General features: G+C 66.3%; 22 protein-coding genes. 13 read left to right on the forward strand and 9 right to left on the reverse strand.

Annotated features, from left to right (window positions below):
• Nucleotides 1–7: 7 nt before the first annotated feature.
• Genes ALI144C_RS50915 through ALI144C_RS50925 form a run of 3 tightly spaced genes read left to right on the forward strand, consistent with a single transcriptional unit; the run spans nucleotide 8 to nucleotide 2,246 of the window.
• Nucleotides 8–673: a molybdate ABC transporter substrate-binding protein gene (locus ALI144C_RS50915; RefSeq protein WP_076994477.1), complete on the forward strand. Its 666-nt coding sequence runs from the start codon at nucleotides 8–10 to the stop codon at nucleotides 671–673.
• Entirely contained in the window at nucleotides 673–2,010 is a 1,338-nt protein-coding gene (locus ALI144C_RS50920; protein ID WP_076994478.1) for a TRAP transporter large permease subunit, read from the forward strand. The genes ALI144C_RS50915 and ALI144C_RS50920 overlap by 1 nt, the downstream gene beginning before the upstream one ends.
• A gap of 11 nt (nucleotides 2,011–2,021) precedes the next feature.
• Complete coding sequence (locus ALI144C_RS50925) at nucleotides 2,022–2,246, forward strand: hypothetical protein (protein ID WP_076994888.1); 225 nt, start codon at nucleotides 2,022–2,024, stop codon at nucleotides 2,244–2,246.
• Between the two features lie 73 nt (nucleotides 2,247–2,319).
• Here ALI144C_RS50925 and ALI144C_RS57020 read toward each other — a convergent pair whose 3' ends face one another.
• Together ALI144C_RS57020 and ALI144C_RS50935 are read right to left on the reverse strand one after the other, a co-directional pair.
• A complete protein-coding gene (locus ALI144C_RS57020; protein WP_202819236.1) occupies nucleotides 2,320–2,493 on the reverse strand; it encodes a hypothetical protein in 174 nt (57 codons plus the stop codon).
• Nucleotides 2,494–3,347: 854 nt separating this feature from the next.
• Complete coding sequence (locus ALI144C_RS50935) at nucleotides 3,348–4,319, reverse strand: helix-turn-helix transcriptional regulator (protein WP_076994479.1); 972 nt, start codon at nucleotides 4,317–4,319, stop codon at nucleotides 3,348–3,350.
• A 51-nt stretch (nucleotides 4,320–4,370) separates the two neighbouring features.
• Between ALI144C_RS50935 and ALI144C_RS50940 the strand changes: the two genes are divergently transcribed.
• Both ALI144C_RS50940 and ALI144C_RS56480 read left to right on the forward strand, forming a co-directional pair.
• Complete coding sequence (locus ALI144C_RS50940; protein ID WP_076994480.1) at nucleotides 4,371–5,717, forward strand: FAD-binding oxidoreductase; 1,347 nt, start codon at nucleotides 4,371–4,373, stop codon at nucleotides 5,715–5,717.
• A 135-nt stretch (nucleotides 5,718–5,852) separates the two neighbouring features.
• Nucleotides 5,853–6,059 (forward strand): hypothetical protein, encoded by a 207-nt coding sequence (locus ALI144C_RS56480; protein ID WP_193441296.1) that lies wholly within the window; start codon nucleotides 5,853–5,855, stop codon nucleotides 6,057–6,059.
• Between the two features lie 492 nt (nucleotides 6,060–6,551).
• Here ALI144C_RS56480 and ALI144C_RS50950 read toward each other — a convergent pair whose 3' ends face one another.
• The 5 genes from ALI144C_RS50950 to ALI144C_RS57025 form a co-directional block, all read right to left on the reverse strand.
• Nucleotides 6,552–6,737, reverse strand: a complete 186-nt coding sequence (locus tag ALI144C_RS50950) for a hypothetical protein (RefSeq protein ID WP_076994481.1) — start codon at nucleotides 6,735–6,737, stop codon at nucleotides 6,552–6,554.
• A gap of 406 nt (nucleotides 6,738–7,143) precedes the next feature.
• Complete coding sequence (locus tag ALI144C_RS53860; RefSeq protein WP_083754094.1) at nucleotides 7,144–7,473, reverse strand: hypothetical protein; 330 nt, start codon at nucleotides 7,471–7,473, stop codon at nucleotides 7,144–7,146.
• Nucleotides 7,443–8,000, reverse strand: coding sequence for a hypothetical protein (locus ALI144C_RS53865; RefSeq protein WP_083754095.1), 558 nt, complete (start codon nucleotides 7,998–8,000; stop codon nucleotides 7,443–7,445). The genes ALI144C_RS53860 and ALI144C_RS53865 overlap by 31 nt, the downstream gene beginning before the upstream one ends.
• A 1,442-nt stretch (nucleotides 8,001–9,442) precedes the next feature.
• Complete coding sequence (locus ALI144C_RS50960) at nucleotides 9,443–9,775, reverse strand: helix-turn-helix domain-containing protein (RefSeq protein WP_076994482.1); 333 nt, start codon at nucleotides 9,773–9,775, stop codon at nucleotides 9,443–9,445.
• Complete coding sequence (locus tag ALI144C_RS57025; protein WP_202819237.1) at nucleotides 9,772–10,143, reverse strand: tyrosine-type recombinase/integrase; 372 nt, start codon at nucleotides 10,141–10,143, stop codon at nucleotides 9,772–9,774. The genes ALI144C_RS50960 and ALI144C_RS57025 overlap by 4 nt, the downstream gene beginning before the upstream one ends.
• Nucleotides 10,144–10,967: 824 nt before the next feature.
• On the opposite strand from ALI144C_RS57025, the gene ALI144C_RS50970 reads away from it, so the two are divergent.
• The 3 genes from ALI144C_RS50970 to ALI144C_RS50980 all read left to right on the forward strand — a co-directional run bounded on the left by ALI144C_RS50970 (nucleotide 10,968) and on the right by ALI144C_RS50980 (nucleotide 14,552).
• A complete protein-coding gene (locus ALI144C_RS50970; RefSeq protein ID WP_083754096.1) occupies nucleotides 10,968–13,730 on the forward strand; it encodes a fibronectin type III domain-containing protein in 2,763 nt (920 codons plus the stop codon).
• Between the two features lie 77 nt (nucleotides 13,731–13,807).
• A complete protein-coding gene (locus ALI144C_RS50975) occupies nucleotides 13,808–14,056 on the forward strand; it encodes a 2-hydroxymuconate tautomerase (RefSeq protein ID WP_269086748.1) in 249 nt (82 codons plus the stop codon).
• Between the two features lie 37 nt (nucleotides 14,057–14,093).
• Nucleotides 14,094–14,552 (forward strand): GNAT family N-acetyltransferase, encoded by a 459-nt coding sequence (locus tag ALI144C_RS50980; RefSeq protein ID WP_083754097.1) that lies wholly within the window; start codon nucleotides 14,094–14,096, stop codon nucleotides 14,550–14,552.
• Here the strand turns inward: ALI144C_RS50980 and ALI144C_RS50985 are convergent.
• On the reverse strand, nucleotides 14,532–16,733 hold the full coding sequence (locus tag ALI144C_RS50985) for a DEAD/DEAH box helicase (RefSeq protein ID WP_076994485.1): 2,202 nt from the start codon (nucleotides 16,731–16,733) through the stop codon (nucleotides 14,532–14,534). The two genes, ALI144C_RS50980 and ALI144C_RS50985, sit on opposite strands and share 21 nt — an antisense overlap.
• A gap of 148 nt (nucleotides 16,734–16,881) precedes the next feature.
• A complete protein-coding gene (locus ALI144C_RS50990; protein WP_143231404.1) occupies nucleotides 16,882–17,460 on the reverse strand; it encodes a suppressor of fused domain protein in 579 nt (192 codons plus the stop codon).
• Between the two features lie 487 nt (nucleotides 17,461–17,947).
• Here ALI144C_RS50990 and ALI144C_RS50995 point away from each other — a divergent pair, with 487 nt between their 5' ends.
• From ALI144C_RS50995 to hppD, 5 genes are all read left to right on the forward strand, one after another.
• Nucleotides 17,948–18,811, forward strand: a complete 864-nt coding sequence (locus ALI144C_RS50995) for a glycosyltransferase family 2 protein (RefSeq protein WP_076994487.1) — start codon at nucleotides 17,948–17,950, stop codon at nucleotides 18,809–18,811.
• Nucleotides 18,812–18,909: 98 nt separating this feature from the next.
• Nucleotides 18,910–20,235 (forward strand): extracellular solute-binding protein, encoded by a 1,326-nt coding sequence (locus ALI144C_RS51000; RefSeq protein ID WP_237774700.1) that lies wholly within the window; start codon nucleotides 18,910–18,912, stop codon nucleotides 20,233–20,235.
• A 3-nt stretch (nucleotides 20,236–20,238) separates the two neighbouring features.
• The gene (locus tag ALI144C_RS51005) at nucleotides 20,239–21,141 is read left to right on the forward strand and encodes a carbohydrate ABC transporter permease (protein ID WP_076994488.1); all 903 of its coding nucleotides are present in this window, start codon (nucleotides 20,239–20,241) and stop codon (nucleotides 21,139–21,141) included.
• Nucleotides 21,138–22,034 (forward strand): carbohydrate ABC transporter permease, encoded by an 897-nt coding sequence (locus ALI144C_RS51010; RefSeq protein ID WP_083754098.1) that lies wholly within the window; start codon nucleotides 21,138–21,140, stop codon nucleotides 22,032–22,034. The genes ALI144C_RS51005 and ALI144C_RS51010 overlap by 4 nt, the downstream gene beginning before the upstream one ends.
• Before the next feature lie 306 nt (nucleotides 22,035–22,340).
• Nucleotides 22,341–23,552, forward strand: a complete 1,212-nt coding sequence (gene hppD / locus ALI144C_RS51015) for a 4-hydroxyphenylpyruvate dioxygenase (RefSeq protein WP_076994893.1) — start codon at nucleotides 22,341–22,343, stop codon at nucleotides 23,550–23,552.
• The last annotated feature ends 139 nt before the right edge of the window (nucleotides 23,553–23,691 follow it).

Consider the following 23,691-nt stretch of genomic DNA (forward strand, 5'->3'; position numbering starts at 1 on the left):
ATCCAGCATGATCACCTTGTTCAGCGTCCTCGCGGTGAAGAAAGCCGTCGAAGAACTGGTTCCCGTGTTCACGGCGGAAACCGGGATCGCGGTGGAGACCGTGTTCGACCCCACCACTGTGCTGATGAAGCGGATCGAAGCGGGCGCGCAGCCGGACGTGATCGTCGCGGTGACCGAAAGCGTTGCCACGCTTGGTCAACCGATCGTGCCCGTCGCCAAGGTCGGCGTCGGTGTCGCGGTCGGGCCCGACGTGTCCGTTCCCGACATCTCGGCGGTTCCGGTGTTGCGCGAGACCCTGACGTCGGCCCGCTCGGTCGCGTACTCCCGGACCGGTGCCAGCGGCATCTACTTCGCGACCCTGATCGAACACCTCGGCATCGCCGACGAGGTCAACGCTCGCGCGACCGTGGTGGAGAAGGGGTTCACCGCACTCGCTCTGCTGGACGGCCGGGCGGACCTCGCGATCCAGCAGATGAGCGAACTCAAGTTCGTCCCCGAGGCGCGGGTGGTCGGTCCACTGCCCGAAGAGGTCCAGCACTACAGCGATTTCTCGGTCGCCGTCGGCACCGGTGCGGCCCCGGACGCCACCCGGCTGCGCGACTTCCTCTGTGGACAGTTGGCGAGGGAGGCGTACACTCGGGCCGGTCTGGCACCAGCCGAAGGTGACGAGTGATGAACGCGATCTACGCCTTAGGCGCCTTCATCCTGACCATCGTCGTGTGGAACGCCGTGTTCAAGCGGAACATCGGCGAGGCCATGGCTGTCGGGTTCGTCGTCACCGCCGCGTTCGCCGGGGCGGACGCCTTCGCGGTCGGCTGGAAGAGCCTGGTCGACGGGCTCAAGTCGGAGATCACCTTCGCCGCGCTGGCCTTCGTGTTCGTCAGCGAACTGCTGACCAGGACCGGTCTCGTCGGCCGGATGGTCGACATCCTCAGCTCGGTCCTCGGCCGGTACCGCGGCGGATCGGCCTACGCCGCGACCGTCGCGTCCGGACTGTTCGGAGCGGTGGCGCACAACGGCGCCGCGATCGTGGCGACCATCGGTTCGATCACCATTCCCTGGATGAAGCGGTCCAAGGCCAGCGGGGAGACGGCGGCGCTGGTGCTGTCCGGGAACGCCGGTGTCGGCGCCACGTTCCCCTTCAGCGGCGCGTTCTTCGTCCTGCTCGCGGCGCCGACCGTGCTGCCGGTGCTCAGCTCGGGCGACATCGTCGCGGCGATGTTCATCACCGGGATCTGGATGGTCCTGATGCGGGTGGTCGTCGCGGCGGTGATCGTCCGCAAACGCGGTGTCGGCGCGATGGCCGCGGCCGACATCCGTCCACTCCGGACCTCGTTCCGGGCGGGCTGGCCTTCCCTGGTGGTCCTCGGCTCCATAGCCTTGCCGATCATCGTCGCGTCGGGGAGCCTCGTGGTCAGCCGGACCGGGCTGGACGCGGACGACGTGATCCCGCTGCTGATCTGGCTGCCGGTCGTGATGCTGCTGGTCGGCCTGGTCGTCGAGCGCAAGGCGTTGCCGCGGGGCCGTTCCCAGTGGTGGTCGTTGCTGGGCGAGGTCAGCCCGAAACTCGGCCTCGTCGGGATGACGATGATCGCGGCTTTCGCGGCGTCGAACGTGCTCAACACGCTCGGGCTGGGCAAGCAGCTCACGCCGTACCTGACCGGTCTGACCGGCGTGCCGAAGGTGGTCGCGGCCATCGTGGTGGGTCTGGTGATCGTGATCGTCGCCGGTCCGCTCAACACGACGTCCACAGTGGCCGCCGTCGGGCCGGTCGCGTTCGTCGCGCTGACCACCGCCGGGATCCACCCGGCGGTGGCCTTCGCCGCCATCCTCGTCTGGGCGTCGTCGGAGGGCTGTTCCCCGCCCGGCGCGGCACCGCTCTACGTCGCCGCGGGGATCGCGGAGATCAACCCGGTCCGCATCTTCGTCCCCGTGGTGCTCTACTACCTGATCCCGACGCTGATCACCGGCATCCTGCTGGCCGTCGGCATTCTCTGGATCCCGACGTGAAGGGAGCCGACATGCGCACAGTCCTGCTGACCGCGTCCCGCGTCCTGCTGGCCGTGTTCCTGATCGGCGGCATCGCCGTGACACTGGGGCAGACCATCGGCATCGTCACCGGATCCGGCCCGCTGGTCGAGGTCTTCGGAACATCGGTGGCCGACGCCGCCTGCGTCACCGCCGGGATCGCAAGCGTCCTGGCCTACCTCCTGGTCTACACAGGAGAGAAGATCCAGGACGACTGAACAACCCTCGTGAGTGTTTGGTTCTAACCGGACTAAACACTCACGAGCCGAACATCGCCCCGCACCTGGCGTCTCACGGACTCGCCCCGATGGAGATCTCGGAGGGCAACGTCCGGTGCACGGGACACTTGTCGGTGAGCAGGTGGTTGGCCCCGTCAAGGGCGACGAACGACTTGGGGTGATGTGCGGCGTCGAAGATCCGCCGCGCATTGTCGATCCCCACGTACTCGTCGACAGGGGAGTGCATCACCAGAAGCGGCCTTGAGCCCAGCGATCCGCTCGGCCTGCGGCTGCTCGGCGATGTCGTCGAGGAACTGACGGCGAATCCGAAAAGTCCGCCCGGCGAGCACAACCTCAGCCTCACCCCGCGCCTCGATCTCGGCCCGCGAGTCCCCGATCAGCTGGAGAACATGTGCCGGATCAGCAGGAGCCCCAATGGTGGCAACAGGACGGACCTCGGGCAACCGACTCGCGAGCTGGTGGATGGGCGGTATCCCAGACGTGCCGTATTCTCGCTCGAACGGTGTGGTCTGGTCGAGGCACCCACACCATCCGGCAGATGGGCGATCTCGTGCTCAACCTGTCCCCTCCGGAGGAAGCGCCGGTGACCCGGCTCGACCTGGAACCACGGGTACTGGTCGCTCCGCGTACGTGAGCGGCGATCACCTGGTGGCGGCTGTGCCCAGCTGGGCCAGGACCACGCCGAGAACAACACCGACGCAGACTGCCCACAGCGCGATCCGAATCAGGGTGCGTATCGAGCACTGGATCCTCATCTGTCTGCCCTCCGAGACAGGGGTTGATCGCGTTGCCAGCGGGCGAGCTGGTTCTCGAACGCGACATGCCCGTCCATCCCCTCGCGATAGACGCGCTGGACTCGGTCCAGGGTGTCGTTATCGAGGCTGGAGGGTCGGGCGCCGGCCAGCAGGTGCTGTTGTTCGGCTGCGCGCCTTGGGCAAAGTCGCCGCGCCTGCCGCTGGTGAAGCGGCTGCCAGCAAAGCGGCAGCCGCCAAAGTGGTACCGAACAAACGAGTTTCGTGCCGAACAGCTATACGGATACCCGGCAGCGACTCAGTGGGGCGGTGACAGCGAGCCGACAGTTCATGTTCCGGAAGACGACATCAGGTTGGCGCCGAGAGAACGGAGGCGGTCGGTGATCTCGGCCGGAGCGTCCAGGGTGAACCCGGCGCCGAGCGCGGCGATCGCCGCGATGTGCTGGACCACCAGCTCCGGGGAGTCCGCACTGAGCCGGACCGAGCATTCCCCCGGCCCGGTGTCGGCGACCCCCCAGCGGAATGGGCCGAACACTCCGGCGCGCACGGCCTCGGCTGACATGCGCACGGCCATGACCGCGGTGTACCGGTAGGACGCCCGTGCGAACACCGTGGCGACGTAGTCGGCCGCGGTCTCGGCGGGCAGCTCGCGTGGGCTGAACCGCCGATGCGTGGCCAACGGCCGCTCGAGCCGGTCGATCCGGAAGGTCCGCCAATCATCCCGATCGAGGTCGAAAGCCAGCAGGTACCAGCGCCCGCCGAATGTCACCAGTTCGCGTGGCTCGACCCGCCGGGTGCTGGGGGAGCCGTCGCGGCTGCGGTAGTCGAACGACAAGACCTCCTGGTCACGGCAGCACGCGGCCAACAACGCCAGCGTCGGCGGGTCGACCTGCGGCAGGCCCTGGTTCGGGATTGCCGTGGTGGTGCCGGTGATCGCGGCGAGCCGGGGCCGCAGCCGGGCAGGCAGCACTTGTTCCAGCTTCGCGAACGCCCGCATCGAACTGTCCGGCGCGCCTGCGGTGCTCCCGGCGGCGGTCACCAGGCCGATGGCGATCGCGATGGCCTCCTCGTCATCCAGCAGCAGGGGAGGGATATTGCGGCCTGACCGGAGCCGGTAACCACCGGCGGTGCCGGTCGTCCCGTCGACGGGGTAGTCCAGGGCCCGCAGCCGGTCGATGTCCCGCCGGACGGTCCGGCCGGTCACGCCGAGCCGTTCGGCCAGTTCGGTCCCCGACCATTCGCGTCTGCTCTGCAGCAGCGACAGCAGGCGCAACATCCGGCCCGGCATGTCCTTACTCACCCGACCTCCTTGCGGACAGTCTATGTCCGCAAGGCTACTTAATGTGAGGCCATGACCAAAGCACTCACCACCAACGGCCCTGTCCTCCTCCCGGGGACGGACGGATTCGACGAGGAGGCCACCGGGTACCAGCTCAACCGCCCGCACCGGCCGTCGCTCATCGCCGGTGTCACCAGCACGCAGGATGTGCGTGACGCCGTGGCGTACGCGAACCGCACCGGCGCCAAGGTCGCCGTGCAGTTCAGCGGGCATGGGCGTGGGGCCGGGCTGGAGGGCGGCGTGCTGATCAGCACCCGCCGGATGTCCGGTGTCCGTGTCGACCCGCAGGCCCGCACCGCGTGGGTGGAGGCCGGAGCGTCCTGGCAGCAGGTGGTCGACGCGACCGCGCCGCACGGCCTCGCGCCGCTGTCCGGAAGCTCACCCGGCGTCGGTGCGGTGTCCTACACACTGAACGGCGGAATCGGGCTGCTCGGGCGCCGATACGGGTACGCCTCGGACTGGGTGCGCCGCTTCGAGCTGGTCACCGCCGACGGCGGCGTGCAGGAGGTCACCCCTGGCTCCGAGCTGTTCTGGGCGTTGCGGGGTGGTGGCGGCAGCTTCGGCATGGTGACCGGGATGGAAATCGGGCTGGTTCCGGTCGCCCGGCTGTACGGCGGTGGGCTGTACTTCGATCTTGCCCAGACCCCGGACATCATGGACGTCTGGCACGAGTGGACCCACACGGTGCCGGAAGAGATGACCTCGGCGGTGTCCGTGCTGTCCTATCCGGACGCTCCGATGTTCCCGGAACACTTGCGGGGCAGGCACGTCGCGCAAGTCCAGGTCTCCTACGCCGGATCCGCCGACGATGGTGCGCGGCTGGTGCGGCCCTTGCGGGCAGCAGGACCGGTCCTCGCCGACAAATTGCGTGAACTGCCGTTCGTGGAGTCGGGCGAGGTGTTCGACGAGCCGAAGCAGCCGCATCCCTACCGGTCGGAGCACCGGCTGCTGAACGGGCTCGACTCACAGGCCCTCGCCAAACTCGTGTCACTGGCCGGTCCGTCGGCCCCGGCGTTCTCGGTGATCGTGCTGCGGCATCTCGGTGGCGCACTCGCCCGGTCGCCCGAGATCCCGAGCGTGGTGGCGCACCGGGACGCCGCGTACTCCCTGCACGTGCTGTCCATCGTGGACAACGGAGAGGAGGTGGTTCGGCCGCTGCTGGAGGAGGCCATGGCGCTGGTCGCGGGGCAGGCGATCGGACGGTTGCTCGCCCAAAGCTTCGGACCGATGACCGAGGACCACGTCCGGTCCGCGTTCGCCCCCGGGGACTGGCCACGGCTGACCGCGCTGAAAGCGCAGGTCGACCCGGACCGGCGGTGGCACGTCAACCATCCGATTCCCGGACGGCAAACCGCGTGAGCATCACGATCAGTTCGTCCCGGAACGCCGGCCGGTCACCGTCCGGGAAGTCGGCCAGGTACCGGTGAGTCAGCGATTCGGTGGCGGCGATCAGGAACCAGGCGGTCAGGCTCGTCCGGGGCGTCGGGCGGGAGGTTGAGCAGCAGGTCGGCGGCGCGGGCGATGACCTCGGCGCGGGTGCGGCCGTTGTGGTCGGCGGCGAGGAAGTGGCTGCCGATGGCCGTGCAGAAGGCGATCAGACTGACCAGGACCTACACCGGGCCGCGGCCCTTCTGGCGTATTCGGTTCCCACCCCGTGTGGATCTGTCGCTGACCAGCACCGTCGTTGGCAACCGGGTGTGATCGTGTCCTGACGGTCGGACGGTCTTGTTCACTCGAATGGGTGGCTGATCTTCTGATCGATCCTCCGGCAGCGGAGGCTTGCAGTGGCATATCCGTGTCCTGAGAGGCGGAGGACGATGAGCACGCGGAAGCGGCCACAGTGGCGGCGTGCTGGATGGTGGGAGGATCCGCCGGGCGATCTGGAGGAACCGTTCTGGCCGTTGCTTGACAGCCGGACACCAGAACCTGCGGGATTGACTGCTGAGCAACGGGCGCAGCGCGAGCGCGGAGCAGCTGTCCAGGCTCGACGTTCACCGCCATCGCAGGGAGGTCGTCAGGACCCGGTGAACGAGGCACTCAATGCTCGGGAGAACCGGCGATCGTGACTGTGGTGGTTGGTCGACCGCCTGGGTGAGTCGAGACGTCTCGATGGCGTTGACGTTGCCCGAGATTGTCAGTGTCCGCGCAGAACCCCGGTGGGGCGGCTCTGCGCGGACGGTCCATCGGGGCAGGTCAGTCGGCGTCATCGTTGCGATCGGCTGCTTGTTGCGCGCGGTCGTCGAATCCGCTCTGCGCGGCCGGCGAGTCCGGATCGCGTTCGGCCGCGGCGGAGATCCGTTCCGCGGCTTCATGATTCATCGGGGTTTCTCGGCCCATGGTGTGCACCTCCTTCCACAGCGAGCCGTGCGCGGTGGCCATGTACAGCGCACACGGAATACCAAGGCGAGGGAAGACGGAACACAACCGGTGCGGGAGCGCCCGTCAGATGCGGGACGGTCCCCCTGAGCCGACTCGCCCACTGCGAGCAGGCTCGCGCCACCCGGCGCCCGAGGGATGGGTGCGCTCACGTGCCGCGTCACCGCGGCCGTGATCTCGTTCCTTAAGCGGGCCCTCGTTCGAGGACTCCCTGCCGTCATCCGAGATCGTCCTTACCGCGCGGACAACCTTCCGGCGGGCGGGCCATCATCCCCGCTGGATCCACGCACGGCCACCCACAGCGACCGCGTGTTTCATGCTGCGCCAAGGGTATGGTCGTTGTCGAGAACCGGAACGGGTGATCACCGCTGGGTGGTGTTCAACGGGTGGCGGGCGTCGGGTGGAGGCGCTATTCGTCTTCTTGCCGGGCGGCGAGGTAGTCGGTCCAGTTGTTCCGGGCGTAGCCGAGCCATTGGTTGGCAGTTTTGATGTTGATGCCGATCATGTCGCTGACGACGACGGCTGGGAGGTCGGTGATCAGCATCGCCATGGCTGTGTTGTGTGCGGCGGGGGTGCCGAGGTCGTGCCGGAGGAGCTGAACTCCGAGCGATTCGGATCGGAGCGGTCGGTTGGGGACGGTGCCGGGGAACAGGTAGTGGGTGTTGCCGGGGATGATGCCGCGTTGGTGGTTGGCCAGTTGCTGGTCGATCAGCGTGGCGAGGCTGGGCGGTAAGAGCACCGGGTTCGCGCGGATGGTGAGGAAGGTGTCGCCGTGTGGTGGTGAACGCGGTCGGCGGTCAGTTCCACAACCCGTGTGAGCGGCATGGCGTAGAGCCGGACCAGGGCTCCGGCGATGCGGGCCTCGGTGGGCATGGCGGAGTCTGTGAGGCAGCGTCGGAGTTGGTCGATGTGCCCCTCCTCGTCGAGGAACCGGGTGGGCAGCGCGGGACTCTGGTGCGCGATGGTGAGTGGCGTGGTGATCTTTCGTGCTGTGGTCCAGCGCAGGAATGCGCGTGCTCGTTGCCTGGTTGGTGGTCCGGTGGTGAGCCAGATATCGACGTGGGCTTGGGTGATCGAGGCCAAGTCTGTTTGCTGCTGTTCTATCCAGCTGAGGAACTGGATCGCCGAGCGGATTTTGCTGCGGTCGAGGGTGGCCGAACTGATGGTGTATCGCTTGCGTGCCGCGGTGCGTCGCGCAGTGCGCAGGACGTCCCACTCGATGAAGGGGCGTAGGTAGCGAAAGTGATGGGCGGGAAGGTCGGTCAAGGTGGTGTTGATCCAGGGGCCAAGCCTGGCCAGCTGTTCCTCACGGGGCGGCAGGATGTCGATCGCGACGAGAGTGGCGCGCAGATAGTCGACGTTCTTGTTGGGGGCAACGAGTCGAGGTGGTCATGACTGATGGTGGCGTGTTTCTCGACTAGGTCGGCGATGAGGCGGACGACGGGGCTGGACCTCAGCCAGGCGATGACCGACCGTGGGTTGGTTGCTCTGATGAGTGCTTCCTGCAGCGGCAGCAATTGTGCCGTGACTGGCCGGTTGTCGTGGCGGAGCAGGTCGGTCGCTCGATCGCTGACCACGCAGCGGGCGCAGCGGCCATCGGCGTAGATGTCGCCGGGATGGGAGCAGGTGAGGCAGGTGAAGTTGATGTCGACGCCAGTGCAGGGCCCGCAGATTCGCTCGCCGTCGTCGGTGTGGCCGACGAGTACGCGCGTGGTGGCACAACGTGTGCAGGGCGTGGGGTGCCGGGTGGCTGAGGAGTAACAACTGGAGTAGATGGAGCCCAGCGGCCAGTTCGCCTGGACGTGGCGTCGTCGTCGGCAGAGTGAGCAGGTCTTTGGTGTACGGGGCCGGCAATTGGTGCAGATGAGGGCGCCGCCGTGAAAGCGAGTGACGCCGTCGAGGGTGCGGGAGCAGATACTGCACCCGTCTCTGCGTCCGCGGTAGCAGTGGACGCAGACGTCAGGTTGTCCGTCGACCGCCTGTTTGGCGATCGGTCGGTCCAAGCCACAGGTTCCGCAGGTGCGTGGAGGGGAGGTGTAGCACTCGCGACAGACCGGCCCCTGGTCCTGGCCGTTGGTGTGAGCCGGTGCCAGGGTGCCGCAGCGGGAGCACACGTGCAGCGGACGCGGGGCTGCAGGGGATGCACAGCCACGATTGTGGACCTGTGCGTCGCCCTGGTTCGCGCATCTGTCCACAGTCGTCACAGGGCCGCAGGCGTGATGGGCTGGCCCGGTAACAGCGCCGGCAGGTATTAATGCCGTCGGCGGAACGTGTGACGATGTACCCGATCTCGCCGCAGTGACCGCACGGTCGCTGATTGGCTCGGCCTGCGCAGCGGGCACAGACGCGGCCGGACTCGGAATTTTGGGGCAACATGATCCCGGCGCGCCCGCAACTTGTGCAGGCCCGTTGTGTGACCGCTTTGTCGTATCCGGCGCCGTCCAAGGCCAGCAACAGACGGACCAGACCCACTGGGCAGTGCGCGGGTGGCGCGGACAACGCGTCCGGTGTGGACCGGATGTAGGAGGCGAGAGGACGCACGGTCCGCGGGCCGGCCACCTCGGCCGAACGTAATACCTCCTCGGCCGCCTCGTCGCTCAGTTCCTGCCCCACAACCGCTCGGAGATGGACGACCAGTTCGGTGCGCGCGTCCTGCAGTGTGCCGGAGTAACGCTGCCGAGGTCCACGCTTCCCCGTTCGCGTAGACGTCACTGACCCGGCCGCCGGATCACAGTGCGCCGCACGACCGGCGGTGGTGCGTCGGCAGACGGAGCCACCCCGTGGGCGGTCTTGCGGAGTTGCTGGTTCACCACCGCCGGCTCGATCAGATCGTTCGGGGTGCACACCAGGATGTCGCAGAGGGCCACCAACACATCCATGTTCAACCGCTGCGGCGGCTGGGTGACCAGCCGGAAGACTTGCTCGCGGGATAGCACGACCCCACGCTCGGCCAACAAAGGGACCAACTCCGTGGTCTGGAACAACTTCCGCTCGGCCATCCGCTGCCGCAGATGCCACTCATAACCCATCTTCTTGATCACGATCCACCATCCCAGTCCCGGCCGAGCCGCGCTCGCATCGATGACGTCATCAGCTTGTTGCGGTACTCGTTGCTCACCCCGCTGTAGATCGCCGTGGTTGCCGCGTGCGAATGACCCACCTGCTCCTGCACGAACCTCTCTGGGTAGTCGAACTCGATCAGATGTGTGACGAACGAACGCCGAAGGCAGTGCAGATCCAGTGCCGGATCCAATCCAGCCTCGTCGCGGGCAACCGTGAACGCGGTGTTGATCGACCGTGGTGACAGGCGCCGTTTGGGTGGTCCGCCACGGTTTGCCTTGCCGTAGCGCACCATCAGACTCCCGGCGTCGCGGAACATCGGCGCCTTGTGGTTACGTCGAACATCCACGAGGTCCAGTCTGGATGTCTCAGTCCGCCGCAAGCCAAACGCGTAAACCACCTTAAGAACAGCCGAATCACGCAGCGCACACAGTGCCCCCTTCCGGCCTTGGCCCCTGATCCGGGCCACTCGCCCGTCGGCCGCGTCGAACAACGCCTGGACTTCGTCGTAGGACAACGGCCTCCGTCGCGGATGGCCCTCGTACTCGGCGACGTGCGCCACCGAGTTCCCGCCAGTTTTCTCTTATGGGCGAGTGTTGCATCAAATTCAATTCATCCCGTTTGCGGCGAGCACAGCGGCACCACCCGCATTGGCCACACATCCTGGTGCACAACGGTCGTCAGTATGATTCGACGGCGATCGTCGGAGCGGCACACGAGTTCTTGGACGGCTGGCCACTCGCGACATCGGCCTTCAGCGGTGGGAAGGCCACCGTCCACGCATCTGGGACATTCCGTTGACCATCACCGACAGCCCGGGCTGACCTGCTTGCTCAGCAGCGGGTGGGTCGGTTGCGGCTTCCTGGACACTTGACATCCGCACCGCAGCGGGTCGGCCACGTTTTCCGTCCTATTCGACAAAAGCTGCCCGCGAGTGCTCATTTGCTGACAACTATTCGGCGTTTTGGCAACGCATGACAAAGATGTCCTACCTGTATTGATGCTTTTTTCGGGTCTTGCGCCGCGTGGCTTCGGTGATTAATTTTGGCCTGTCGTAGCGCGGCTGTAACGTACACGTTCCTTTTTGCCTGTCCTGTTTTCGCGCGCTCTTCTTACCTGCCGGGAGGATGCTCAGTGATGCCGACAAGATCCAGTCGAAGATGGACGAGGGGGATGGCGGCGGTGCTTGCCGCCGGGCTGGTGGTCACCGGCCTGGTCACCGCCTCGTCGCCTGCGCTGGCTGTCCAGGCCCAGCTCACGCAGTCCTACACCTGTCCGTTTCCCCTGATCGGCAACCAGAACGTCACCGTTCAGATCACCGCCGACCAGCCGTCGACCCTGGCCACGGGGCAGTTCACCCCGCCGATCAACGTCAAGGCGGTGGCCAACGCGGGGGCGACCGCCACCCAGGGGCTGCGCCTGGTCGGTGCCGAGTCGATCCAGGGCTCGGCTCTGGCGACCTCCACCGTGACCGCTCCCGCTGATCAGGGAGCGTTGACCGTGCGGGTTCCCACCACGGTGCCCAAGCAGCCGATTCCCGCGATCGGCAACGACTTGGTCGTGAACGCTGAGGGAAGCGCACCGGGCCTGCGCTTCGACAAGCCGGGCAAGGCGACGCTGTCGGTCGACGCGCTGGAGATGGAGATGACTCCGCTGCGTGCCGATGGCAGCCCGACTGACCTCGGGACGTTCAAGTCGGCCTGCGTGATGAACCCCGGCCAGCCGACGCTCCTGCACAGCTACGACGTCACCGGCAACCCCGTGACCCCGGAGACGATTGTCGGCCAGGGCAACGTCCCGCCGCTCAAGCAGGCCTACACCTGTCCGTTCCCCCTGATCGGCAACCAGGACGTCACGGTCGACATCTCGGCCGACCTGCCTGCCAAGGTGAAAGCCGGGGACTTCACACCGAAGATCGACATCACGGCGGTGGCCAACGCGGGCCCGACGGCCACCCAGGGCCTGCGCCTGGTGAGTGCCGAGACGATCCAAGGCACCGCCCGTGCCACGTCCCTCGTCTCGTCACCTCAAGGTCACCTGGCCGTGCAAGTGGCGACCGACGTGCCCAACCAGCCCATTCCGCAGGTCGGCAACCCGCTGATCGTCAACGCGAAGGGCGCGGCGCCCGCGCTGCGGTTCGACAAGCCGGGCACGGCGACCCTTTCCGTGCACGACCTCGTGATGGAGATGACGCCGCTGAAGGCCGACGGAACCCCCACCGGCCTCGGCACGTTCACGGCGGACTGCACCCTCAAGGACGGCCAGACCAACGTCCTGCACACCTTCACCGTGGAGGCGGCAGCGGACACCGAGAAGCCGTCGGTGCCGCAGAACGTCCGCAAGGGCGATGTCACGACAAGCACTGTCGCCTTGTCGTGGGATGCGTCGACGGACAACGTTGGCGTGACCGGCTATGAGGTGTTCGTCGACGGTCAGTCCAAGGCGACCGTCACGGGCACCTCGGCCATAGTGGACAGCCTGACACCCGACACCGAATACGCCTTCACCGTGACCGCCAAGGACGCTGCGGGCAACACCTCACCCCCAAGCGCTCCGCTGACTGTGCGCACGTCAACCGCCCCTGACGCCGTGGCGCCGACCGTTCCACAGAACGTGAAGGCCACCAATGCGACGGAGAACAGCATCGCGCTGTCCTGGGAGGCGTCCACTGACAACGTGGGCGTGACCGGCTATGAGGTGTTCGTCAACGGCCAGTCCAAAGCGACTGTCACAGGCACCTCGACAACAGTGGACGGCCTGACTGCCGACACCGAGTACACCTTCACCGTGCTGGCGAAGGACGCCGCGGGCAACAAGTCCGACCCGAGCACCGCAGTGAAGGCACGGACTCTCAAGAAGCCGGACGTCACCGCGCCGACGCCGCCGACCAACGTCCGAGCCACCACGGTCGGCGAAACCAGCATCACGCTGGCCTGGAACGCGTCCACCGATGACACCGGAGTCACCGGCTACGAGGTGTTCGTCAACGGCCAGCCGAAGACGAGCGTGGCGGGCACCGAGGCCACCATCGACGGCCTGACGCGCGGCACCGAGTACACCATCGCGGTGAAGGCGAAGGACGCCGCCGGGAACGTGTCCAACCCCAGTGCCGACATCAAGGTGACCACCACCAGCAAGGACACCGAGGCACCCACGGCTCCCGGTAACGTACGCGCCACCGGAACGACCGAAACGGCCATCACCTTGGCCTGGGACGCGTCCACCGACAACGTCGGCGTCGTCGCCTACGAGGTGTACAACGGCGCCGCGAACACGTCGGTCACCGGTACGTCCGCAACCATCGGCGGACTGACACCCGACACCGAGCACACCTTCACCGTCAAGGCGAAGGATGCTGCGGGCAACCTGTCGGCGGCCAGTGCACCGGTTACCGTCAAGACCAAACCGCGTAGCAACAACGACATCCCGTATGCCTTCGACATCAACGGCAAAAGCAAGGTCAAGGCAGCCAACGGAACAGTCCCGCTGGACGGCGGCATCTCGGTGCTGTTCACGCCCGCGACCGGCGCCTTCCAAGGTGACCTGAAGCTGGGTCCGACCCACGGCCACTTCAGGCTGTTCGGGTTCATCCCGGTCTCGGCCAGGATCGAGTTCGCCCCCGTCGGCAAGACCACCGGTACCCTCGCGGCGAACGGCGTGCTCACGTCGAAGTCGAGTGTGACGGTCAAACTGCCGCGAGTCAGCCTGTTCGGCTTCCCGATCAGCGCGTCGCAGACCTGCCAGACCAGCACCCCGGTCGACGTTCCGCTGGCCTCCAAGCCCGGCTTCAGCCCGGTGAAGGGCGGCAGCCTCGCCGGCAAGTACACGCTGCCGTCGCTGCGCGGCTGCGGCCCGTTGACCAGCCTGATGAACGCCTTCACCGAAGGGCCGGGCAACACCGTCGAACTGTCCCTGACACCCACACCGAAACGCTGACAACGAGTTAGCCAGGTGGCCCCGCCGACCCCCCACGGCGGGGCCACCGCCATACCTGACGAAGCACAGCCGCGACCGTGGACTTCGGGCCCGGCGACCGGAAAGACTTCATCCACTCGAGAAGAAGGGATCCGGCCATGCCCATGATCAGTGTCCAGATGCTGTCCGGCCGCACCGCGGAGCAGAAGGCGGCGCTCGCCGAACGCGTGACCGACGTCTTCCTGGAGACGTGCGGCAACCCTGGGCAAACCCGCGAAGGGATCTGGGTGGTGATCAACGAGGTCCCCGGCGAACACTGGGCGATCGGCGGCAAGCTCGACGCGTGACCCCGGATTGTCGGTACCCAGTGGCACACTCCCCGACATGACCGACGAAGTGCTGCTGCGAGACGTCCACGACGCCGACCTGCTGGTGTTCCACCAGCAGGAACAGGACCCGGAAGCGGGCCGCCGTTCGAAGTTCAAGCCACGGGACAAGGACGCGTTCACAGCCCACTGGACGAAGGAAATACTGGGCGACCCGCCGACCTTCGTCCAGACGGTGACGGTGAACGGCGAACCGGCTGGCCACGTAGTCGCCTGGTGGCAGCAGGATCAGCGGTTCGTGGGTTACTGGTTCGGCCGTGAGTACTGGGGCAGGGGAGTCGGATCGCGGGCGCTGAGCCTGTTCCTCCGGGCGGAGAAGGTCCGTCCGCTGTACGCGGACCCGTTCGCAGGGAACCTGGCCTCGGTGCGCCTGTTGGAGAAGCAGGGTTTCGAGCGTCTCGACACAATCCACCACGGTGAAGACGAACACGTCCTGTTAGTCCTGAACGCGGCCTAGGCCCAGTCGCCGGCGTTCGCCTTCGATGATCTGGTGCTTGGCGGCTTCCTCGCTGTGCCAGTCCGTGTCGACGGCGCGAGCGTCGGATTCCTTCGCCGAGCTCTTACGGGCGTAGGCGTCGAACAGCCGTGTCTTGCCTTCGAGGATCTCGCGAATGCGTTCGTCGACGGAGTCCTTCGCCATCAGGCGGTGCACGTGCACTTTCCGGAGCTGGCCCATTCGGTGAGCGCGGGCGATCGCCTGTTCCTCCGTGCTCGGTTTCCACTGCGGCTCGGCGATGATCACGACGGACGCGGCCTGGATGTTCAGGCCGACGCCGCCGGCCTCGACCTGGCTGAGCAGCACGGCATGGCCGTCGTGCCGCGAGAAGCTGTCGACCAGGTCCTGCTTCTGCCGGGGAGTGGACGAGCCGGTCAACGGCCCGAAGGCCACCGGGCGGACGGCGTCGAGCACGCAGTCCAACACGTCGAGAAAATAGGAGAAGACAATGACCTTCCACCCACTGGCCGCGGACTCCTCGACGATCTCCAGCAGCCGCTCCAGTTTGGCGGAACGCCCCTTACCCCCGGCGAACGCCGCCCGCCGCATCGCCATGTAGTTGCCGGACGAGACAGCTCGGCGGTAGTTCCGTTCGTCGGCGTCGGTGAACTGCACCCAGTCGTCCATTTCCAGCCGCTCAGGCAGTTCACGCAGAACGTCCTCCTGGTTGCGACGCAGGTAAACCGGCGCGACCGCGCGGCGGAACGCCCGCGCCCCGCCCAGCGCGTCCAGCGGCCGGACCTTGGCGGCGACCCCGGGTTGCAGATAGCCGACCAGGTTTCGGAACTCCTCGACGCGGTTCTCCATCGGCGTACCCGTGAGGAACAGAGCGCGTTCCGCCTGACGCACGACAGCAAGCACAGCTTGTGACCGCTGCGCTTCCGGGTTCTTGACGTAGTGCGCCTCGTCGACGATGACCATGCTCAACCGCACCTTCGGCAACCGCAGCCGACCCAAGGTCGTGTACGTGGTCACGGCGACACCGCCCTGCCGCGCCCAGGTTTCGGCAGCCGCGTCACGCCCGGACCCGTACAACTGCTGCGCTTTCAGGACGGTGTGTTTGTCGATTTCGTTGATCCAGTTGACGAGAACGCTGGCAGGACAGACGACCAGGAACAGCGTCTGCCCGTTCGCGGCGAGATGAGCCGCGGCTGCCAAGGCCTGGACCGTCTTGCCCAGCCCCATCTCGTCGCCGAGGATGACCCGCTGCTGCGTGATGGCGTACTGGGCGCCGAACACCTGGTAGCCACGCAAAGTGGCGGTGAGATGACTCGTGTCCAGCGGTACTGCCTGGATCTTGCGCGTCAGGTCGCTGGAGGCGTAGCCGTGTGCCGCCTCGGTGTCGTCAGCGCGCCGGGCGCCGGAGAGCGTGGCCAGAAGGGAGTTGATGTCCGCGGCGGAGTTCTCGTAGCTACGCCAAACCTCGTCCGCCCGGGACCCAGCGGCGGCCACCGCCGTCTCAGCCGACGCGATCTCACGACGCAGGGCGGCAACACCAGGTCCCGCGAGCAAGGCTTCGATACGCCGCAAAGCGGCCAATGCGGCGTTCTTCGCAGCCTTCCCGGCGAAGAACATCCGAAACTTGCTGCCCGCCCGGCGAGCCTCGACCAGCAACGGCGCGGCTTCGTCCCGCAAACGCTCGACATCGGGACGCAGCCGTTTGGCGGCCTGCTCGGCTGCCCGCAGCTTCACGAGACTGCCCAGCAGTTTCGTGTCCCGGCCGGGTCGTTGCGCGACGTCGAAGCGGATCACCGCGTCCTGCCGGAACTGCCGGGCGACTTGCGCCGCGGCAGTGGCGATCGCCTTGGCCGAGTTCTCACCGACACCCTGCACCGCGAGCAAGGAGGACACCGGCTTGGACCGGACGTCGGCCACAGTCCGATACCCGGCAGCCTCGAGTTTCCCGAACCGAACACCCTTGCCGACGACGCCGCGTAGCTCATTGAGCGAAGTCGCCCGGAGCCGTTGGGCCACTTGTGCTTCGATCAGCGCGTCCGCCAGTTCACTCGCGCGCTCACGCAACGCCTCTGGCGCCCCAATGAGAATTTCACCTTGCTGAAGCAGAGCTTCCAGCGCGTCCAGTTTTTCACGTGCTTTCGCGCCCACCTGCTTGCGCCGCGCCGCGGCGTCAACCTCGTCCATCAGGCGTCCTCGAGAGGATCGAACAACCGCCAGCCGGGCACTCGGCGGATTATGTCAGCCGGTTCACCCACAATCAAGATTGCCGGGAAGCACGCGGTCCGGCCCGGTGCGCCCGTCTGAACACGAGGCGCACCAGGCCGGTATTGGGTCACATAGTCGAAGGCCTGGATATGTCAAGCAGGTCGGGGCCTACAGCGTCCCAGTGCTCGTAGAGCGCCTCGGTGTCCTGAACCGCGCACACCACCTCAGCCCGTGTCAGCGGAATGAGCGTGATGATCTGGAACACAACATTGTCGCTGGTCAGAGTAGCCCCAGGACGCGTCGGGAGGTAGTTGAACTCCGTGGCGAACTGCGGATGGCCCGACGCGAGCACCGCAACGATGCGGGCGTCGGCGAAACATTCATCCACGTTGTCCAGAACCTGACCGAACTCAAGCCCAGTACGCGTCTCCGTGACGTAACCGCTCGCGTACCGAATGAGCTCACGCGCATAACCCGCTTGCTCCATCCGCAACGTACAAGCCAGTTCGCCACCAAACGGCACACCGACCTCCACGAACCGAAGTCCGTCGCTGACGATGGTGACCAGGTCATCCTGCCTGAAGCAGGCGAGCCCGTACTCACAGTCCCGCTGGTCCAGCGGCTTCGTCTCAGTCCCGATATAGGTCCCCGCGTACTTCTGCACATGCCGAAGAAGCGGAGACAACTCAGGTATGTATTGGTCCATGGCCGTCATGGTGACGAGTGGAATCACTGGTTACGATTCGCAAATCGACAAGTCCGTCCAGTGCGACTCCAAAATTCTCACCTGAACGCTCCTGCGGAGCGGCAGGAGACGGCGTGCGACGCGACCGGCCCATCTGCTGACTGCCAAGGGTTTTCGGCATGAATCGCTGGAAGGCCGCACCCCACCAAGCGCCGCGACGGCCGCTGCGGCGCGCCGCAAGAAACGATCCTGAGGCTGGCGCGGACGCCGTCACATCCCGTGCACCCGATCGGGCGAATCCCAAGCTGTAGAAACCGGGCGCGACCAGCGAGAACGCACCCATATGATCATCCACCTCACAGCAAGGAGTCCGTCGAACGGGTGAACTTGCGGGAAGTCCAGGGGCGACTGAAGTAGATGACTCGCGCCTGTCATAGCGCGCCGTCGGCTGGTGTGTCACGCTGTCCCGACGGTGGTTGCTAGATCGGCCAGCGGGTAACACTTGCCAATGGCCCGTACAACGGTGGTGGTCGCCACGCGCAATCGTGTAGACGAACTCGCGCGAACTCTGACACGTCTGAAGAACTTGTCCGTTCCCGTCATCGTGGTGGACAACGGTTCGTCGGACGGCACGACGACGCGCGTGCGGCGGGACTTTCCATGGGTGCGAACAGTGGCTTTACCGCGCAACATCGGAGCGTCGGCGCGCAATCACGGCGTGCGTTTGGCTCGTACGGCCTACGTGGCCTTCAGCGACGATGACTCGTGGTGGTCGCCAGACGCCTTGCGCAAGGCGGAGCAGCTGTTTGAACGTTGTCCTGCGCTCGGTCTGGTCGCGGGGCGGGTAGTGGTCGAGCCTGCGGGCACCGAGGACCCGGTTTGTGCGGAAATGGCATCCTCGCGACTGGGCCGGCTTCCCGAGCTGCCTGGTCCGTCCGTGCTGGGATTCATCTGTTGCGCCTCGATTGTTCGCAGGGACGCGTTCCTCGGAGTCGGAGGTTTCAATCCGGTGCTGTTCTTCGCTGGTGAAGAACGCCTGTTTTCGTGGGATATGGCAGCGACCGGCTGGGCGTGCTGCTATGTCGACGATGTGGTTGCCTACCACCAACCGTCCAAAATCCGTGGTCCGTCGGGCGCTCGACGGCGGGCGGAGTTGCGCAATGATCTGCTCACCACGTGGTTGCGTCGTCCGGCGATGGTCGCGATCACCGAGACGGTGGGGTTGGCCAAGCGAGGTGTTGGGGACCGTGACGCGAGGGCCGCGCTGGGAGCGGCGGTGCTCCGGCTGCCCGAAGTCGTCAGACAACGGCACCGGCTGCCCGCGGACGTGGAGCGACAGGTGAAGCTGCTGAGCCGGAAGGTGTCCCGCTAGAGCAAGCAACGCTTGGCGGGTTCCCTGAAAAGCGGGTCGGTCCCTGGTTTGCCGGTGTGTCCACTGGGTATACGGGCATTCCAGAGAAGGGGTGTGCGGTGGGCAAAGCGGGAACGTTGGTCGCCGTGGCGATGCTCGCGGCGGGATGCGCCGGAGTGGGGACATCGGCTGGCGACGCGCCGAACGTGCTGACCACCATGGGTTTCGGCTTGCCCGATGAGCACGCGACGGCTCGAGTGGCAGTCTTCCGGCAGAAGTACCCGGGCATCGATCTCCGGATCACCGAAGGCGCGTTCGACGAGCAGCAGTTCCTGTCGGCCGTGGCCAGCGGAGAACCGCCGGACCTGGTGTACGCCGATCGGTTCAAGCTCGGTGGGTTCGCCGCACGCGGTGCGGTCCAACCGATCGACGAATGCGTAAAACGGCACCACATCGATCTCTCGGTCTTCCGGCCCGCGGCGTTACGCCAGGTCACCGTCGATGGCCAGACATATGGTCTGCCGGATTTCGCCACGGTCAAGGTGTTGATCATCAACAACCCACCCGCCCGGGCCGCGGGCATCGACCCAGCCGGGATGTCGGCGACGGACTGGTCGTTGCTGGCAGCGCAGACGTCGACGTTGACCGAATCCGCCGACGGGCGGCTACGCCGGATCGGTTTCGACCCGAAACTGCCGGACTTCGTTCCGCTGTGGGCCAAGGCAAACGGTGCCGACCTGATCTCCGAGGACGGCAGGCGGGCGATGCTGGACGACCCGAAGCTCGTCGAGGCGTTGCGGTACACCACCGACCTGGTCAAAGCCCAGGCGCCGTGGGCGTCGTTCAAGGCGTTCAAGGACGGCTTCGACGAGTTCGGCGCCGGGAACCAGTACGCGAAGGGCCAACTGGCCGCGATGCCGATGGACTCCTTCTACATCAACACGCTGGCCACGAACTCACCGAACGTGGACGTCACGGTCAAGCCGTTCACCGACCGCGCGGGCAACGCCCTCACCGAACTCGGCGGCCAGGCGTGGGCGATTCCCCAGGGCGCGGCACATCCCGAGCAGGCCTGCGACTTCCTGGCCACGATGACAGCCAAGGACACCTGGGTCGCCGCGGCCAAGGCGCGCCGTGACGGATTGGCAGCCAAGGGCAGGCCCTATGGCGGCACTTTCACCGCGAACCGGGACGCTGACAACGAGATCTTCTCGACAGTGTACCGGCCGAACGGCAACCGGATCATCGAACAGGGCGTGCCAGTGGTGTTGTCGTTGCAGGAAAAGGCTTTCGCGCTACCGCCCAGTCCCGCAGCGCCGGATCTGATCCGGGCGTGGCGCTCGGCGGCGGTGCGCGTGCTCAACGGCCAGCAGACCGCGCAGCAGGCACTCACCGAGGCGCAACGCGAAGCCGACCTGGCGCTGCACCGAGTGATCGGACGGTAGGCCGTGGCCGGACGACGCGGTGACACCCGAGCGGCATGGGCGTTCATCTCCCCGTGGGTGGCCGGATTCGTGCTGTTCACGGCCGGTCCGATGGTGTTCAGCCTGTGTCTGTCGCTGACCCGCTACGACATGCTTAAACCCGCGTCCTATGTGGGCTTGGACAACTATCGGGAACTGATCTCCGACCCCAAGGTCGCCACCGCGCTGTACAACACGTTGTTCTTCACGTTCCTGCACGTGCCGCTGCATATCGTGTTGGCACTGGGCCTGGCTTCGTTGCTACGGCGGGCAGGCCGCGCGAGCGGGTTCTTCCGGACCGTGTTGTACCTGCCCGTGATGACGCCTCCGGTCGCGCTCGCCGCGCTGTTCCTGCTGCTGCTCAATGGCCAGACCGGTGCGATCAACGAACTGCTCGGCTTCTTCGGGTTCACCGGTCCGAACTGGACCACCGACCCGGTCTGGGTCAAACCCGGGTTGGTCGTGATGAGCCTGTGGACGGTCGGCAGCACGGCGATCATCTACCTCGCCGCGCTCAGCCGTGTGCCGGGTGAACTCTACGAAGCCGCCCGGCTGGACGGAGCGTCACCGTGGCGGCAGTTCTGGCACATCACGTTGCCGGGCATCAGCGGCACGATCTACTTCACCGTCGTGGTGAACACCATCGCCTCCCTGCAGACGTTCACCGAGGCGTACGCGATGTTCTTCGGCAACAGCAAAACCGCCGACAGCCAAGGCGACTCCGCGCTGTTCTACGTGATCTACCTGTTCCAGCAGGCGTTCAGCTCGCTGCGAATGGGGTACGCCTCGGCACTGGGCTGGGCGTTGTTCGTGGTGATCGCGATCATCACCGTCATCCAGGTCCGGGTCAGCCGACGGCTGGTGCACTACGAAAGCGAGCCGGGATGAGTCTCGTGGAAGCGTCCGCCGCGGCGACCGTCACCGAACAGGACGTCCCCGGCCGCAGGACACCGCAGACCACGCCGTTTGCCAGGATCGCGTGTGTGCTGGCACTGCTGCTGACCGCGGCGGCGTTCACCTACCCGCTGATCTGGCTGGTCAGCGCGTCGTTGAAGGATCGCGCACACGTCTTCGACAACGCGCTCGTCCCGAATCCCGTCGCGTTCGCCAACTACGTCGAGGTCTGGCGGGCGGTGCCGCTGTTGGTGTGGATCGTCAACAGTGTGCTCGTCGGCCTGGCCGCCGCGGTTGCTGCGACGTTGTCCAGCGCCGTGGTGGCCTATGGGTTCGCGCGGTTCCGGTTCCGCGGTCGCAATGTGCTGTTCGGCCTGGTTCTGGCGACGATGATGTTGCCGGGGGCGGTCACCATGGTGCCGGTCTATCTCGAATGGCACGCTGTCGGCCTGGCGACCACGCAGGTACCGCTGTGGGCGCAGAACCTCTTCGGCTCGGCGTTCTACATCTTCCTGCTCCGCCAGTTCTTCCTGGGCCTGCCGGGCGAGATCTTCGACGCCGCGAAGGTCGACGGTGCGGGGCACGTACGCACGTTCGTCCGGATCGCGCTCCCCCTGACCGTACCGGCGTTGATCGTGGTGTTCGTGTTCGAGTTCAAGGCCGCGTGGACGGACCTGATCAAGCCCTTGATCTACCTGCGTGAAACCGACTTCTTCACGCTGCCGCGTGGACTCAAGACGATTCTCGACCGGTTCGGTGAGGGTGGTGAGTCGCAGTGGGAACTCGTGCTGGCCGCGAGCACGATCGCGACCGCGCCGATGATCCTGCTGTTCCTGGTGGCGCAGCGCTACTTCGTACGTGGCCTGGACACCCGATCGAACCGATGACCACCAGGTGTGCCGGACCACGGTTGATGCCGCGGGCGTACATCTTGTCCAGTGCACCGTGCACCGTGCCCCGGGCGGCGGGTGCACTCCAGGACGCATGCGGTCCTTGTCGATCATGAGCAGCGGGAGCCGGGCGTCAAGGCCCGGCGTCGCCGGTCACGGGGTGCTTCTGCACAGGTTTGGCAGAGAGATCGGGTAGTTCTGCTTGCTCGCTGTACATATTGTCCAGGGAAAAACGAAACCATTGCACAAGTCGTCCTCGCCGTTGAATGCTGACCTTCACCACACATGGCGATGGAGGACTTGATGACAGGGACGCACACGCCGCCGACTCCGCTCGAGGCCGAGATCGACGACGTCAGCTTCGACCAGATGAAGCGCCTGGTCGGCCTGGTCGACTACGACGCCTCCAAGGACCCGTTCCCGGTCAAGGCGCAGGACGCGCTGGTTTTCGTCGTCGGCAACGCCACGCAGACCGCGATCCACTACCAGGCCGCGTTCGGAATGGAGGTCGTCGCTTACACCGGCCCCGAGAACGGCACCCGCGACCACAAGGCGTTCGTCCTCAAGTCCGGCTCGGCCCGGTTCGTCGTCATGGGCGGCGTCTCGCCGGACAGCCCGCTGCTGGACCACCACCGCAAGCACGGTGACGGGGTCATCGACATCTCCTTGGAGACCACCGACGTCGACCAGTGTGTCAACCACGCCCGCGCGCAGGGGGCGACCGTCCTGGTCGAGCCACACGACGTCACCGACGACTTCGGCACCGTCCGGACCGCCACCATCGCCGCGTACGGCGACCTCACCCACAGCCTGGTGGACCGCTCCCGCTACAACGGCCCCTACCTGCCGGGCTACGTCGCGGCCAAAGGCACCTACCAGAAGCCGGCGGGCGCACCCAAGCGCATCTTCCAGGCGGTCGACCACTGCGTCGGCAACGTCGAGCTGGGCAAGATGGACGACTGGGTGAACTGGTACAACCGCGTCATGGGCTTCGTCAACATGGCGGAGTTCGTGGGCGACGACATCGCCACCGACTACTCGGCGCTGATGAGCAAGGTGGTCGCCAACGGCAACCACCGGGTCAAGTTTCCGCTCAACGAGCCCGCGCCGGGCAAGCGCAAGTCGCAGATCGACGAGTACTTGGAGTTCTACGGCGGCCCGGGTGTCCAGCACATCGCACTGGCCACCAATGACATCCTCATGACAGTCGACGCCCTGCGCGCCGCCGGTGTCGAGTTCCTGGACGCTCCCGCCTCCTACTACGAGGACCCGGAGCTGCGCGCCCGCATCGGTGACGTCCGCGTGCCGATCGAGGAGCTCAAGAAGCGGCACCTGTTGGTGGACCGCGACGAGGACGGGTACCTGCTCCAGATCTTCTTCAAGCCGCTGGGCGACCGCCCGACGGTGTTCTTCGAACTGATCGAGCGGCACGGCTCGCTGGGCTTCGGCAAGGGCAACTTCAAGGCCCTGTTCGAGGCCATCGAGGCCGAGCAGAAGCGCCGGGGCAACCTGTAACAGTCCGGTAGCCGCATCAGCCGAACCCCGCCCGGTCACGACCGGGCGGGGTTCAAGTGCTGCCAAAACCGTTTGACAGTCAGGGTTTGACGCCCCGACCGGCCCCACGAATGGCCCTAGTCGTCCTATGATTGACGCG

Source organism: Actinosynnema sp. ALI-1.44, assembly GCF_001984155.1.
GTDB lineage: Bacteria > Actinomycetota > Actinomycetes > Mycobacteriales > Pseudonocardiaceae > Kibdelosporangium.